The following is a 12,852-nucleotide window of genomic DNA, read 5'->3' on the forward strand; positions in this document are numbered from 1 at the left end:
TTTTAGTAGTCTATAGCATGAAGGAGTTGAAACCCATGAGAACACCGATTATCGCAGGTAACTGGAAAATGTTCAAAACGGTTTCCGAATCCAATGACTTCATTCAGGAAGTTAAAGGAAAAGCGGAAGTTGAAGGCGTGGAAACTGTAATCTGCGCACCGTTTACAAATCTGCCATCCCTGGTAGAAGCTGTTAAAGGCACAAACATCAAAATTGGTGCACAAAATCTTCATTTTGAAGATAACGGTGCATTCACAGGTGAAATCAGCGGCGTGATGCTGAAAGACCTGGGTGTGGATTATGTCATTATTGGTCACTCGGAGCGCCGTCAATATTTTGCGGAAACCGATGAGACTGTCAATAAAAAGTTGCATGCAGCATTCCGTCACGGATTGACTCCAATCTTCTGCCTTGGTGAGACGCTTGAAGAGCGTGAAGCGAACCAAACAAAAGACGTATGCAAAGTGCAAACAGTAGCTGCTTTTGCAGGTCTGTCTGCAGAGCAAGCGGCCCAAGTTGTTATCGCTTATGAGCCAATCTGGGCGATTGGTACAGGCAAATCCTCCACTTCCCAAGATGCGAATGAAGTTATTGCTTACATTCGTACGCTGGTGAAGGATCTGTACAACGAGACAATTGCGAATGCAGTTCGTATTCAATACGGCGGCAGTGTTAAACCAGAGAACGTAACAGAATACCTCGGACAAAGCGACATCGACGGCGCACTTGTTGGCGGTGCCAGCTTGCAGCCGGCTTCGTTCATCGCGCTTGTTGAGGGGGCGAAGTAAGATGACAGCTCCAAAACCTGTAGCACTGATCATCATGGATGGCTTTGGTCTGCGTAACACGGTGGAAGGCAATGCGGTAGCGCAAGCCAAGAAACCGAACTATGACCGTTTCATGAGCCAATTCCCACATACAACGCTCACTGCATGCGGTGAAGCTGTAGGTTTGCCAGAAGGGCAAATGGGAAATTCCGAGGTAGGTCACCTGAACATTGGTGCCGGCCGGATCGTATACCAGGATTTGACCCGTATCTCCAAATCCATTCGTGACGGCGAGTTCTACGACAATGAAACACTTGTCAAAGCCGTTCGTGAAGCGAAACAAAGCGGCAAAAAACTTCATCTCTACGGCTTGTTGTCTGATGGCGGCGTACATAGTCACATCGACCACCTGTTTGCTATGCTAGATCTGGCCAAAAAAGAAGGAATGAATGATGTATATATTCATGCTTTCATGGATGGCCGTGATGTTATGCCAGACAGTGGTAAAGACTTCATGCAGAAACTGATCGCTAAGATTGAAGAAGTCGGTGTAGGTAAAATCGCTACGGTTCAAGGTCGCTATTACGCGATGGACCGTGACAAACGTTGGGAACGGGTTGAGAAATCATACCGTGCCATCGTTTATGGAGATGGACCAAAATACACTGACCCACTCAAAGCGGTTGAAGAATCGTATGAGAAATCCGTATTTGATGAATTCGTTGAACCAACGGTTATCGTTAAAGCGGATGGTGAGCCGGTAGGTTTGGTTGAGAGCGGCGATTCCGTTATCTTCCTCAACTTCCGTCCTGACCGTGCGATCCAGTTGTCGCAAGTATTCACGAACCAGGATTTCCGCGGTTTTGATCGTGGTCCGAAGTTCCCTGTGGGCTTGCACTTTGTATGCTTGACTTTGTTCAGCGAGACGGTTGAAGGTTATGTGGCTTATTCGCCGAAGAACCTCGACAACACCCTGGGTGAAGTCCTTGTACAGAACAATAAAAAACAACTGCGTATTGCAGAAACTGAGAAATACCCGCACGTTACCTTCTTCTTCAGCGGTGGTCGTGATGTGGAGCTTCCGGGCGAAACTCGTGTACTGATCAACTCACCAAAAGTTGCAACGTATGACCTGCAACCAGAGATGAGTGCGTATGAAGTAGCTGATGCATGTGTTCGCGAGATCGAAGCAGACAAACATGACGCCATCATTCTGAACTTTGCTAACCCTGACATGGTTGGACACTCCGGCATGCTGGAGCCTACCATCAAAGCGGTTGAAGTAACAGATGAGTGCATGGGCCGTGTTGTGGATGCAGTACTTGCCAAAGGCGGCGTTGTACTGATCACGGCGGATCATGGTAACGCGGATATGGTGTTCGATGAGAAAGGACGTCCGTTCACAGCTCATACAACGAACCCGGTTCCATTCATCGTTACTGATGCAAATGTAACGCTGCGTGAAGGCGGAATCCTGGCAGATATCGCGCCAACGATCCTTGACCTGATGCAATTGCCTAAACCGGCTGAGATGACAGGTACATCCGTTATCTCTACCCGCAAATAAGTTACACAACAACATATATGAAATTGGGAAGTTTGGAGTTTACCCCCGAACGAAGGAAGCAGAAATTGTCCGAAGAAGCAACGCGTTCGCCTTTATCACATGATTCCAACTTATGAAAATAAGTTCAAAGGAATCAGGGGATAACAGCGATCAGAGGACAATTCTGCTGACGTAGTGGAAAAGGGAAAACACAAGTGGTCCTAATTTATAATAAATTTAAATTTAAAGGAGATTATCACAAATGACTATTATTTCTGACGTGTACGCTCGCGAAGTCCTCGACTCCCGCGGTAACCCTACAGTAGAAGTTGAAGTATACCTGGAGTCCGGAGCAATCGGACGCGCAATCGTTCCATCCGGTGCCTCCACTGGTGCCCACGAAGCCGTTGAGCTTCGCGATGGTGACAAATCCCGTTACCTCGGTAAAGGCGTTCTGCAAGCTGTTAAAAACGTAAACGAAACAATCGCTCCAGAAGTTATCGGTATGGATGCATTGGATCAACTGGGTATCGACAAATTGATGATCACTTTGGATGGTACGCCAAACAAAGGTAAACTGGGCGCTAACGCAATCCTGGCTGTATCCATGGCAGTAGCTCGCGCAGCTGCTGACGCTCTGGACCTGCCATTGTACGTTTACCTGGGCGGATTCAACGCTAAAGCATTGCCAGTTCCAATGATGAACATCATCAACGGTGGTGAGCATGCTGACAACAACATCGACGTTCAAGAGTTCATGGTTCTTCCAGTTGGAGCACCAAGCTTCAAAGAAGCTCTTCGCGTAGGTGCAGAGATCTTCCACAACTTGAAATCCGTATTGAGCTCCAAAGGCTTGAACACAGCTGTAGGTGACGAAGGTGGTTTCGCACCGAACCTTGGTTCGAACGAAGAAGCAATCACTACAATCATCGAAGCAATTGAAAAAGCTGGTTACAAACCAGGCGTTGACGTATTCTTGGGTATGGACGTTGCTTCCACTGAGTTCTACAAAGATGGTAAGTACACACTTGCTGGCGAAGGTAAATCTTACACTTCCGCTGAGTATGTTGACCTTCTGGCTTCATGGGTTGAGAAATACCCAATCATCACAATCGAAGACGGTATGTCCGAAGATGACTGGGATGGTTGGAAATTGCTCACTGAGAAATTGGGAGATAAAGTACAACTCGTTGGTGATGACTTGTTCGTAACAAATACTGAGCGTCTGGGCAGAGGTATCAACGAAGGTATCGGTAACTCCATCCTGATCAAAGTTAACCAAATCGGTACATTGACTGAAACATTTGATGCAATCGAAATGGCTAAACGCGCAGGATACACAGCTGTAATCTCTCACCGTTCCGGTGAGTCCGAAGACAGCACAATCGCTGACATCGCTGTTGCAACTAACGCTGGTCAAATCAAAACGGGTGCTCCTTCCCGTACAGACCGTATCGCGAAGTACAACCAATTGCTCCGCATTGAGGATCAACTGGGTGAACTGGCTCAATACAATGGTCTTAAAGGATTCTACAACCTTAAAAAATAAGCTGGATATCCAGCTTTTACGGGCAAGCCGGGTAACCGGCTTGTCTTTTTTATTGCAACGAAGTAATGGTATAACGTAAGGATCACGCAGGTGGTGAAATTTAGGGCATTGTATAAACTGTACTACTTGTAGTACAACCATAGCTATGTTACAATTAAAGTAACTGTTTTTATGGTGAGATGTATGCCCACATGGGTAGGAGGTGGAAAGAATGGATATTGCTTTGAAATTGCTGCTCGTTGTTTTCTCGATCGGTCTAATCACTGTAGTATTGCTGCAGCACGGGAAAAGCGCTGGTTTGGCGGGTGCCATCTCCGGTGGTGCGGAACATCTTTTCGGTAAAACGAAAGCGCGCGGATTGGATCTCTTTCTGCAACGTGCAACGGTGGTACTGGGTGCAGGATTTATGATTTTGTCTATTGTTGTTACGGTGGCTTCCAAGTAAGAATTGGAACTGCTGTTCAATGAATAGCTTAAGCTAATGGCTTAATTGATGAACCTTCGTTTCGTGAAGAAACGGGGGTTTTTTAATAAATTCTTACGCGTCCAAACTTTCCCAACAATTTAATCTATAGACTCCATGATTTTCGGTCTTCTTCTCACTTCTGTTTGGTTTTCCTTCCTTAACATGCAACACACCCCTATCATGTATGGTATGTCCCTCGCTTATTCGTTACGCGAACTCACTCCCTATAATGAATGTCATGTGTACAGAAAATTTTCGGATGTAGTCCTTTTCCAGATGCGCACAGCACGTGTATCGCATAAAATGTCTGTAGAGATACGTGAAAGCGTGATTTTAGAGGAGCGCCCGGCAACCTCGGTTTTTTTGCGAGGTACGGATGGGCCGGATTGAATTCGTGTATACTAGGGTATGAGATAGTATGGTTTGTACTACTACACTCTTCACAGCAGTGATATTGTATTGCATGAAAATGGTAAGAATTCCGATACATAAAGAGATAAGACTTGCTTACACTTTTATGTTTCCCGAGGTGAATATATTAATGATAACAGAACAACAATTGCTCGACTTCATGCGGGAAACCGCTTATAAACCGATGACTTATCAGGAGTTGGAACAGCACTTCGCTATTGAAGATGCAGCTGATTTCAAAGCCTTTTTGATTATGCTTAATACGCTGGAGGAATCCGGTAAAGTTTTGCTGACCCGTAACAATCGCTATGGCATGCCAGAGCGTATGGATTTGGTACGTGGACGTTTACAGGCTCACGCCAAAGGTTTCGCTTTCCTTATCCCTGAGGATCGGGAGCACCCGGATGTGTACATTCACGCCAATGATATGAAAAGTGCGATGAATGGTGATACGGTATTGGTTAAAGTCACATCTCAAGGACCTTCAGGTGGTCGCCTGGAGGGTGAGATCGTCCGTATTGTTACTCGTGCTGTGACACAAGTCGTTGGTGTGTTCCAGAGCCATGAGGTGTACGGATTTGTCATTCCGGATGACAAACGGATTAATCGCGATATTTTCATCCCGCGTACCAACTTTGCTGGGGCGGTTGATGGACAAAAGGTCGTAGCAAAGATCGTCAGCTATCCGGAGGGCCGTGCGGCAGCCGAGGGTGAAGTGATCGAGATCCTTGGTCATAAGGATGAGCCGGGTATTGATATTTTGTCCGTTATTCGCAAGCATCAGTTGCCTGAAGCTTTCCCGGATGAAGTGGTAGAAGAGGCGGAGAAAGCACCTGACTCCATCACGGATGAAGAGATTGTACAACAGGGTCGCCGTGATCTGCGCGGACTTAACATTGTCACGATTGATGGCGAAGATGCCAAGGATCTGGATGATGCTGTTAACGTAGAGAAGCTGCCTAACGGTAACTATCGTCTGGGTGTTCATATTGCCGACGTTGGCTATTATGTGCAGGAGAATTCCAAGCTTGATCAGGAAGCTTACAACCGCGGATGCAGTGTGTATCTGGTAGACCGGGTTATTCCTATGCTGCCACAACGTCTGTCCAACGGAATCTGTAGTTTGAACCCGCAGGTAGACCGCCTGACACTGTCATGTGAAATGGAGTTTAACGACCAGATGAAGGTTGTAAAACATGACATTTTCACAAGTGTAATCAAAACCAAAGAGCGGATGACGTATTCCAACGTCCGTAAAATCCTTGAAGGTGAAGAGCCGGAATTGCTCGAGCGTTATAAGGATCTGGTAGATGATTTCCATTTGATGAAAGAGATTGCTTTGAAGCTGCGTGCTATGCGTATGCGCCGTGGTGCGGTTGACTTTGATTTTGAAGAATCCAAAATTATTGTGGACGCAGAATGCAAACCGGTAGATATCGTGAAACGGGAGCGTTCGATCGCAGAGCAAATCATTGAGGAATTCATGTTGGCAGCGAACGAAACAGTGGCAGAGCATTTCCACTGGTTGAAGGTTCCTTTCATTTATCGTGTGCACGAAGACCCGGATCAGGAAAAACTGCAAAATTTCCTCGCCTTTGCGGCGAATTTTGGACACCAGGTCAAAGGACGTGGCAATGCGATTCATCCACGGGCGCTTCAATCGTTGCTTGAGGATATCAAAGAAACGAAAGAACAAACCGTGATTAGTACGATGATGCTCCGTTCTATGAAACAGGCGAAGTATGATTCTGAAATGTCAGGTCACTTTGGCCTCGCGGCAGAATTCTATAGTCACTTTACGTCTCCAATTCGTCGTTATCCCGATCTCGTCATTCATCGGGTGATTCGCGAAGTCATTGAAAATAATGGTGCTTTGCCGGAGAAACGTCAGGAGTATTTAGCAGCACGTATGTCCGATATTGCGCAACAGTCTTCGGAACGTGAACGTGTGGCGGTAGAAGCTGAGCGGGATACGGAGAAAATGAAAAAAGCCGAGTACATGCTCGACAAAGTAGGCGAAGAGTTCGAAGGCATGATCAGCAGTGTGACCAGCTTTGGTATGTTCATTGAACTGGAGAACACGGTTGAAGGTCTGATTCGCTTGAGCGCGCTCACGGACGACTATTACCATTTTGACGATCAGCATATGGCTCTGATTGGTGAACGTACCTCGAAAGTCTTCCGCATCGGTGATGAAGTGAAGATCCGTGTGGCACGTGTAAGCATGGAAGAGTATACGATTGATTTTGAAATGGTAGATATGAAACCTCGCGGTGAACGTCCTGGCGGCTTCGGTGGCGGACGCGGTGGTAAAGGTGGACGTCCAGCAAGTGGTGGCGGTCGCGGCGGTGCCAAGGGTGGAGCAGGTGGATTCAGCGGTTCGCGTGGCGGCAAAGGCGGCTCATCCGCTGCTGGAGCCAACCGTGGTGGCAGATCAACGGAAGAGAGCAGCAAAGGTGGACGTGGCGGTCGCGGTGGAGCAGCGAGTGCAGGCGCGGGTGCAGGCTCATCCGGTGGCTACGCAGGTAAAGGCGGCGGCAAACCAAAAGGTGAGCGTCGTGCTGGTGATGCTGGAGGATCAACTGGCCGGGGCAAAGGCGCGGTGAGCTTTGGTTTTGGCTCAGGTAAAGGCGGATATAGCTCTACATCGGGTGGATCGGATAGTAGTTCAACCGGTGGACAAGGAAGTGGCCTGAACAGCGGCAGCGGTCGCGGTGAAGGAAGCTTTAAGTCCAGCAAGGGCGGCGGTAAAGGTAGCAAAGGCGGAAGTGGACGCAAAAACACTTCGCCAAGCGGCGTGTTTATTGGAGAGAATGCAACTCCTGGTGGCGCTCAGGAAGGCGGAGCACCACGACGCAAGCGGAAAAAGAGCAAAGGTGCAGCTGGTAACGGCACGGCAGCTTTTGTACGAAAAAAGAAAAAATAAAGCTAACGTAACTTGAATAGATGGATTACAATTCGTTCCTTCAGGTTAAGCTTTGGAGAAAATAGTCACTTCAGCCGGTGTGCTGTTTCGCACAGTCTGAAAGTGGTGTAATGAGGAGGGGCGGCAGAGGTCGCCTCTTTCTTGATTTTAACAGCCGTACTTGCTACAATTAAGGTCTGGCACGTGGTACCTTGGTTCAAATTGGGTGCGCTGCTATAGAGCATGGTACCGGCTTATTTTACGGAGAAGGAGTGAGGACATGGGCAAGAATGATGGACAGAGTAAAGTGCTCGCACAGAATAAAAAGGCTTCCCATGACTACTTCATTGAAGATACGTATGAAGCGGGCATGGTGCTTACCGGAACGGAGATCAAATCTCTTCGTAACGGCCGTGCGAATATTGGTGATGCATTTGCCACGATTCGAAACGGTGAGATTCTTATTCATAATATGCATATTAGTCCTTTTGAACAAGGGAACCGAAATAATCCGCTCGATCCAACGCGTACGCGCAAGTTGTTGATGCATAAAGTGCAGATTCACAAGTTGCTTGGGCTGTCGAAACAGGACGGGTACAGCATTGTGCCGCTGAAAATTTATATCCGCAACGGTTACGCGAAGCTTTTGCTCGGACTGGGTAAAGGTAAGAAACAGTTCGACAAACGTGAAACTGCCGCCAAGCGCGATGCTCAACGTGATATCCAACGGGTACTGCGCGAGAAGCAGAAGGTTGCGCGTTAAGTGGAGCGCTGGGCGTGAGAAGCTTTACTTTAGGTGTATAAGATAGTTTTTGATGAAGCTAGGAAGATTGATGTATGAGTTAAGGAGTCTCAAGGTTTGTCCTGCAATGGGCAAGATTGAGACTTTTTTAATTTTTAGTGGAAAGTGGATGTGATGTGAATTGCTGAAGTGTATTGTGTGGTGATTTCCTTTGATATGTGTTGAAGGGAATTCGGTAGGAGCATGGAGCTTGTCGCGTTGATGAATCTAAATTATCAGCTGTTGCGTAGTTTGCCAGAGGAGTGGGTAAAATACTAAGGTGCAGTTGTTCGTGATCCAATCTGGGTAAACTTTACTTCCGATTGGTGACGCGGTATAATATGTAGACGATTGAGCCTGTTGTATTGGATAACCTTGTACACATGCTCAGCCTGCTGGAATGTCTTCCAGCAATCTGTACTATTTCGGTGATGTGTCCTGTGTTATGATTACTCATGTAGCAGACAGGAATGCCGAGTTTGAAAGAAGCATCTTTTTACCTTGGAGGAAAAAGATGTGCAGCACCTTTGCTCCGTATTCACGGATTAATCCTGGAGCCCTTCTTCATTGAGGGGGCGTTTATGGATTCGACGGGGATAGTTCGAGCATGGGTAGCGGGTAGTGGGGACGCGTCCGCTTTATCAACGCTAAAGCCTATTAAACGGCAAACAACAAACAAACTACGCTTTCGCAGCCTAAGAAACTGTGTGCGTGCTTCTACCCTGCATCGCCCATGTGACAGGGATAGGGGCTAACTAGTAGTGGGATACGCTGTCACATCTCCGCCTGGGGTGTGCTGAAGAAGACAATCAGGCTGACCCAACGTATAGCCGGTTACGGGGCGATACTCGGGTGACATCAAAACTGTGACTACACCCGTAGAAGCTTATGTGCCGTTATCTTCGGACAGGGGTTCGACTCCCCTCGCCTCCATTAGAGTCAAAAGCCATCAACCAGTGTTCTGGTTGGTGGTTTTTTAGTTTATGATATAATAAACAGAAATTTAGATTGGGGGACTCAAGATGTTTGAAAATCGAGAACAGCTCCAAGAAATTTTGAAAAAAGCAAATCAACATGCACGGAAACAAGCTAAAGAATCAGGTGCCTCTATTTATTATATAAAGAATAACAAACGTGTCCGTGAGGATGCTGAAGGAAATAAATTTGAAATTATATTTGATGCTACTGGGAAACGCCAGGAGTTTGAGTATCATGAGTGAAATCAGACCAGTCATGACGGTGTTTGCTGGAACCAATGGAGCAGGGAAAAGTACACTCAGTATGCAAATGAGAGAGTGGCTTGGTGAACTGGTTGATCCGGATCAAATTGCAAGAGAGTTGAAGCCAGAGAATCCGCGCAGTGCTGACCTGTCTGCTGGCAGGGAAGCTGTAAAAGAATTCGATCTCTCATTAAAAGTGGTATAAACTTCGCTATTGAAACGACATTTTCTGGATCATTTGTTTTAAAATATGTGGAAATAGCAGAAGAAGTATAGTCGCTTATTAAAAGCGGTTAACGCTTTTTGAATGAGACAACCTTATCAGGTACATATTTGCTTGAAATGAGTAAAGGAGTAGTTATTTTGGATCCGTACTTATATTTGTTGTTTCATCTTCTATCACATGCTCTTCTTGGGGCGGTAATTGCATACTGCTTTTTGCCAAGGGATACATGGAAAAATCTTATAATATGTCTATGTTCGGGTGCACTGTGTGGAATAATTCCTGATATTTTTGGGGATAGAAGTGTAGCTCCGTGGTCTCATTCTATATTGTTTACACCCCTTTTAGCTTTAGGAATAGCATATTTGACAAAACTGTTCTATAAAAAGACAAGTTTCAAATTAATCTGGGGATCTTCTATTTTGTCTGTCTTGTTTGGACACTTATTTTTAGACTATATGGGACATGATTTACCAGCATTCTATCCCCTTAGCGATAAGTCATATATTATGGGAGCCATTACATTGGGAGATCCATGGATATGGTTTCCATTAATTATTGGTCTTGGATTGAGTGTTTTTTTGAGGATCAAGCCTAAATTACCCGTAGTTACTTCGATACTATTCATATTGGTATATTTAGTTTTTCGAATAATATCCAAAGAAATAATCGAGCATAAAGTTCAAGTTCAACACCCGGTTCCTGAAAAGTCATACATTATAGTGGAGCCCGATAGTCATTATGAATTTCCTTTAGATCCCAGAAAGTGGTTGGAGTTCAGATTTCGAGTCATCAGTCCTCATTTCTCTAAAGGTGGTGATGCGGGTATACTGGGAGAGAAATCAGACAAACTATTCTGGTACGATTTTTATCCAGTAGCCTTTGAGATTAATTTATCAAGAGGGAAATACGATTTTAATAGTTCACAGAATTCTAAAGTTGTCCTATCTGTTACTAAGGAATGGAAAGAAGCGGGTTCTAACTTTATTCAGGGAAAGTTTGATGGAAACATTTTTACCTACAAAGAAACCACCAATGGTCAGTGGGAAGAAGTTATACCGCAATAGTTTTCTACAGTTTCTATCCACCATCAACCAGCGTTCTGGTTAGTGGTTTTTCTGTTTATGCTATAATATTTGTAAAAAAAGCTGATGCAAGCCTAATTTACTCTGTAATCTCCCAAAGGAGGCAAAAAAGCATGAGCCAAACGCAGCAACAGATCCGCGAGTTTGTTGCAGGGGTACAAGCATATGTGTCGCCAGTAAATGTGATTAATCCTTGGAGAGATTATGTGAAGGGCTATGATATTGGCCCCGAAGCGGTGAAGATTCGGTCGGAACATATGGTCAGGTATTTGGAACCTAGAATGTGCAAGGCTCGGTACATTTTTATTGCTGAAGCTGTGGGATATCAAGGGGCGAGGTTCTCCGGCGTACCCTTGACGTCCGAACGAATGGTTACCGGGAATCATTCGCTGGTGGATCACCAGATGATTTTTTCAGGCGAGCCGGGTGTCCGAACAAGCCTGCCGAATATCGCCAAACCTAACCGGAGTCAGGCATTGTATGGATTCGCAGAACCGACAGCATCCATCATATGGGGCGAAGTGTTATCCAGTACAAGGTGGAAACCAACGGACTTTATATTTTGGAACATCTATCCCTTTCATCCCTATCAATCTTCTGAGAACAGGATGACGAATCGAACGCCGACTTTGGCAGAGTTGGAGGATGGTGTGATATTCGCCAGACAGCTTATGCAACTGAATCCTGATGCTCAGATCGTGGCTATTGGCAGAAAGTCAGCAGACACGTTAAGCGCCCATCTCATTAAACATCATCATGTTCCCCATCCTGCAAACGGAAGAGCAGTACAATTCCAAAAAGCAGTAAGGTCCATTATCTAGCCCATTTTGAACTGAAGGAATGTAAGGCATAACATATGCACCTTATCGTCCAAGTGTCCTACACATAACGTAGTGCCCCATCATATACAGATTGGTTGGTGAAGCTAAATGAGTGAAAAATACTGGCTTGTGGTGCAATATCCGCTGAAGAGTGCGCAGGGCAGCAAACGAGATCATTGGTTAAAGGAAAAGGTGATGGAATATCTGGAAACCGTTCTGACCCAGGCGGAGTTGGGAGAGGTGGATGGATGTGATATGGGTAGCCGTGTAGCTGATCCGAAGGAATATGTAATGAACATTTTCTGTGTGGTAACGGATGAAGATCGGAGCATAACGCTAATTAAAAAAGTGCTGAGAGAGAGTCGGCTGGATTACACCCGCATCCAAATCGCTACGATGCCATATGGCACAGAAGGAAGCTACACGCTGAAATATGCCTCCAAAAAAGGCGTTACCGAATTCTCGCTTTGATCACGATTCGCTGTTTCTTACCATAACGAACTCTGTACTTGTCCTGCCCGAGGGCAGTTTGCCCCCGACATTTTCCCCACTTAAATTCATCATACGAGAAGACCATTATTGGACTTCCCAGCCTTAACCACTCGATCAACACTCTGTAAGTAGTAAGATTATGCCCGTAGATATTGTAATCTTGCTCAAAAGTATGCCATATCAAGGTAGACGTTTACCATCTTCTTTTGTGTACTCAGATCCTCCGTCTCTCCCCCGCTTCTCTCTCCACCCGGCACAAACCACAACTTATTATCTGTACCTCCAACATTTTATAAAGCAGTACTTCTTGCGGCTCCAATTAGGGGCCCCTACCCGCGGCATTCACCACGATCAGATCCCCAAAGCCTCATTTCACTTCACTCAGTCAAGCTATATCCAAGCGATAAAAAGAGTTGAGCCTCCTCCATGCACAGTCCTATAATATACAATTGTATAAAATCCGAGAGAGTGGTGGATATCACAACAGGTCATCCGATCACAACCGATAAACCCATCACACATCGGAACCAAAGGAGGGTCACAGTGAATCAAAGAGCCAAAGATGCAACAACAGATGAAGGAGCAA

11 protein-coding genes and 1 other RNA gene are annotated in these 12,852 nt (G+C 45.8%); all 12 read left to right on the plus strand.

All coding sequences use genetic code 11. The features are described from left to right. The first annotated feature begins 35 nt into the window (after positions 1 to 35). The 12 genes from tpiA to PAEAM_RS02070 all read left to right on the plus strand — a co-directional run bounded on the left by tpiA (position 36) and on the right by PAEAM_RS02070 (position 12,245). A complete protein-coding gene (gene tpiA, locus PAEAM_RS02015; RefSeq protein ID WP_076329607.1) occupies positions 36 to 788 on the plus strand; it encodes a triose-phosphate isomerase in 753 nt (250 codons plus the stop codon). 1 nt (position 789) lies between these two features. Further along, entirely contained in the window at positions 790 to 2,334 is a 1,545-nt protein-coding gene (gpmI, locus tag PAEAM_RS02020; protein ID WP_100526438.1) for a 2,3-bisphosphoglycerate-independent phosphoglycerate mutase, read from the plus strand. A 241-nt stretch (positions 2,335 to 2,575) separates the two neighbouring features. Then, positions 2,576 to 3,862 (plus strand): phosphopyruvate hydratase, encoded by a 1,287-nt coding sequence (gene eno, locus PAEAM_RS02025; protein ID WP_036616228.1) that lies wholly within the window; start codon positions 2,576 to 2,578, stop codon positions 3,860 to 3,862. A gap of 211 nt (positions 3,863 to 4,073) precedes the next feature. Then, positions 4,074 to 4,307 (plus strand): preprotein translocase subunit SecG, encoded by a 234-nt coding sequence (gene secG, locus PAEAM_RS02030; protein WP_017691238.1) that lies wholly within the window; start codon positions 4,074 to 4,076, stop codon positions 4,305 to 4,307. 562 nt (positions 4,308 to 4,869) lie between these two features. Beyond that, positions 4,870 to 7,665 carry a ribonuclease R gene (rnr, locus tag PAEAM_RS02035; RefSeq protein ID WP_100526439.1) on the plus strand — a complete coding sequence of 932 codons (2,796 nt, stop codon included), beginning with the start codon at positions 4,870 to 4,872 and terminating at the stop codon, positions 7,663 to 7,665. Between the two features lie 259 nt (positions 7,666 to 7,924). Beyond that, entirely contained in the window at positions 7,925 to 8,407 is a 483-nt protein-coding gene (gene smpB / locus PAEAM_RS02040; RefSeq protein ID WP_100526440.1) for an SsrA-binding protein SmpB, read from the plus strand. 589 nt (positions 8,408 to 8,996) lie between these two features. Further along, positions 8,997 to 9,361: a transfer-messenger RNA gene (ssrA, locus tag PAEAM_RS02045) on the plus strand. An 86-nt stretch (positions 9,362 to 9,447) separates the two neighbouring features. Further along, positions 9,448 to 9,645, plus strand: coding sequence for a hypothetical protein (locus PAEAM_RS02050; RefSeq protein ID WP_047841464.1), 198 nt, complete (start codon positions 9,448 to 9,450; stop codon positions 9,643 to 9,645). Further along, a complete protein-coding gene (locus tag PAEAM_RS02055) occupies positions 9,638 to 9,850 on the plus strand; it encodes a dephospho-CoA kinase (protein ID WP_235431508.1) in 213 nt (70 codons plus the stop codon). The genes PAEAM_RS02050 and PAEAM_RS02055 overlap by 8 nt, the downstream gene beginning before the upstream one ends. Before the next feature lie 98 nt (positions 9,851 to 9,948). Further along, positions 9,949 to 10,935 carry a metal-dependent hydrolase gene (locus tag PAEAM_RS02060; RefSeq protein WP_133120401.1) on the plus strand — a complete coding sequence of 329 codons (987 nt, stop codon included), beginning with the start codon at positions 9,949 to 9,951 and terminating at the stop codon, positions 10,933 to 10,935. 131 nt (positions 10,936 to 11,066) lie between these two features. After that, on the plus strand, positions 11,067 to 11,774 hold the full coding sequence (locus tag PAEAM_RS02065; RefSeq protein WP_100526442.1) for a uracil-DNA glycosylase: 708 nt from the start codon (positions 11,067 to 11,069) through the stop codon (positions 11,772 to 11,774). 108 nt (positions 11,775 to 11,882) lie between these two features. Continuing rightward, complete coding sequence (locus tag PAEAM_RS02070; protein ID WP_100526443.1) at positions 11,883 to 12,245, plus strand: hypothetical protein; 363 nt, start codon at positions 11,883 to 11,885, stop codon at positions 12,243 to 12,245. Positions 12,246 to 12,852 lie beyond the last annotated feature (607 nt).

It is taken from the genome of Paenibacillus sp. GM1FR (genome assembly GCF_002803315.1).
Taxonomy (GTDB): domain Bacteria; phylum Bacillota; class Bacilli; order Paenibacillales; family Paenibacillaceae; genus Paenibacillus; species Paenibacillus amylolyticus.

Bases quoted from the DNA above. Each gene is read 5' to 3' on its own strand.
- tpiA (WP_076329607.1), top strand. From the start codon at position 36: ATGAGAACACCGATTATCGCAGGTAACTGGAAAATGTTCAAAACGGTT.
- gpmI (WP_100526438.1), top strand. From the start codon at position 790: ATGACAGCTCCAAAACCTGTAGCACTGATCATCATGGATGGCTTTGGT.
- eno (WP_036616228.1), top strand. From the start codon at position 2,576: ATGACTATTATTTCTGACGTGTACGCTCGCGAAGTCCTCGACTCCCGC.
- secG (WP_017691238.1), top strand. From the start codon at position 4,074: ATGGATATTGCTTTGAAATTGCTGCTCGTTGTTTTCTCGATCGGTCTA.
- rnr (WP_100526439.1), top strand. From the start codon at position 4,870: ATGATAACAGAACAACAATTGCTCGACTTCATGCGGGAAACCGCTTAT.
- smpB (WP_100526440.1), top strand. From the start codon at position 7,925: ATGGGCAAGAATGATGGACAGAGTAAAGTGCTCGCACAGAATAAAAAG.
- PAEAM_RS02050 (WP_047841464.1), top strand. From the start codon at position 9,448: ATGTTTGAAAATCGAGAACAGCTCCAAGAAATTTTGAAAAAAGCAAAT.
- PAEAM_RS02055 (WP_235431508.1), top strand. From the start codon at position 9,638: ATGAGTGAAATCAGACCAGTCATGACGGTGTTTGCTGGAACCAATGGA.
- PAEAM_RS02065 (WP_100526442.1), top strand. From the start codon at position 11,067: ATGAGCCAAACGCAGCAACAGATCCGCGAGTTTGTTGCAGGGGTACAA.
- PAEAM_RS02070 (WP_100526443.1), top strand. From the start codon at position 11,883: ATGAGTGAAAAATACTGGCTTGTGGTGCAATATCCGCTGAAGAGTGCG.